The sequence below is a fragment of the Candidatus Symbiopectobacterium sp. NZEC135 genome (assembly GCF_025962695.1).
This window is the reverse complement of record NZ_JAGFPF010000750.1, coordinates 1-982: the sequence shown is the minus strand read 5'-3', so window position 1 is coordinate 982 and position 982 is coordinate 1. Positions and strand designations below refer to the sequence as shown.

The following is a 982-nucleotide window of genomic DNA, read 5'->3' as shown; positions in this document are numbered from 1 at the left end:
CTGGCCATTTACGCCCGTGAGAACGGGGCTGGCACCATGTTTGAGCCCGAGCCAGCCTATGAGCTGGATAACCTGACGGATGCGCAGGGTGAGGCATTGACGCCGGGTGTGGTGATGTCGGTTGTGGATAACGAGCATCAAGACAACGTGATAGAGACTAACCCGCCTGATGACGAGCCACCACCGGCTCCGCGCGGCGGGCGACCCTCGTTACGCGTGGTAAAATAACCACATTCACAGAAAAGGGGCAACCGTCGGTATGCCCCTTTTTTATGGCAACAGCGTTGAAAAAAACGATAACCGTTTGCGGCAGGAGGGCGTGATGAAAATGACCAAGGGCCAGTGCTTATGCGGTGCAGTCACCGTCGACGTGCCGGAAGCGTGCGTGCATGACGTTAGCGTGTGTCACTGCAATATGTGCCGCCAGTGGGGCGGCGGACCGCTGTTGGCGGTAGAGTGCAAACAGGACGTGGTGATGCACGGTGAAGAGAACGTCACGCATTATCGCTCGTCAGAATGGGCCGAGCGTACGTTCTGCCGCATCTGTGGCACCCATCTCTATTACCTGCTGTTGGAAACGCAAACCTATGAGCTGTCTGCGGGGATATTCCCGGACGATCGCAAACGGTTGGTGAGCCAGATTTATATCGAAAGCAAACCGGATTTTTATGATTTCGCCCAGCAAACCCCAATGCTGACAGAGCAGGACATCCTCGATCAGTTCAACAGCAGTAGCTGACTCATCCAGCCACTCATTTCCGTCCACCCCGTCATTCCCGCGAAGGCGGGAATCTCGTGCAGATGAAACGCGTTTCTTCTGACTGAGATCCCCGGCTTTCGCCGAGGATGACGAGGGGGAAAGTGACTTTGTCATCAGCCTGGTCATACACTAAATCTCCACCTGAATCCCCAGCTCTATCAGCCGGTTCGGCGGTATCTCAAACTGATCGGCCGCACGCAACGCATTACGACTCAACATCAT

At 55.4% G+C, this 982-nt stretch carries 3 protein-coding genes; 2 read left to right on the top strand and 1 reads right to left on the bottom strand.

The window, feature by feature from the left end:
* Together J5224_RS30190 and J5224_RS30185 are read left to right on the top strand one after the other, a co-directional pair.
* A partial coding sequence (locus J5224_RS30190; RefSeq protein ID WP_264628734.1) for a ClpXP protease specificity-enhancing factor SspB occupies positions 1-228 on the top strand: 228 nt, incomplete at its 5' end.
* Between the two features lie 94 nt (positions 229-322).
* Positions 323-739, top strand: coding sequence for a GFA family protein (locus tag J5224_RS30185; RefSeq protein ID WP_319802391.1), 417 nt, complete (start codon positions 323-325; stop codon positions 737-739).
* A gap of 150 nt (positions 740-889) precedes the next feature.
* On the opposite strand, the gene J5224_RS35985 is transcribed toward J5224_RS30185, so the two are convergent.
* A partial coding sequence (locus J5224_RS35985) for a KUP/HAK/KT family potassium transporter (protein WP_413544747.1) occupies positions 890-982 on the bottom strand: 93 nt, incomplete at its 5' end.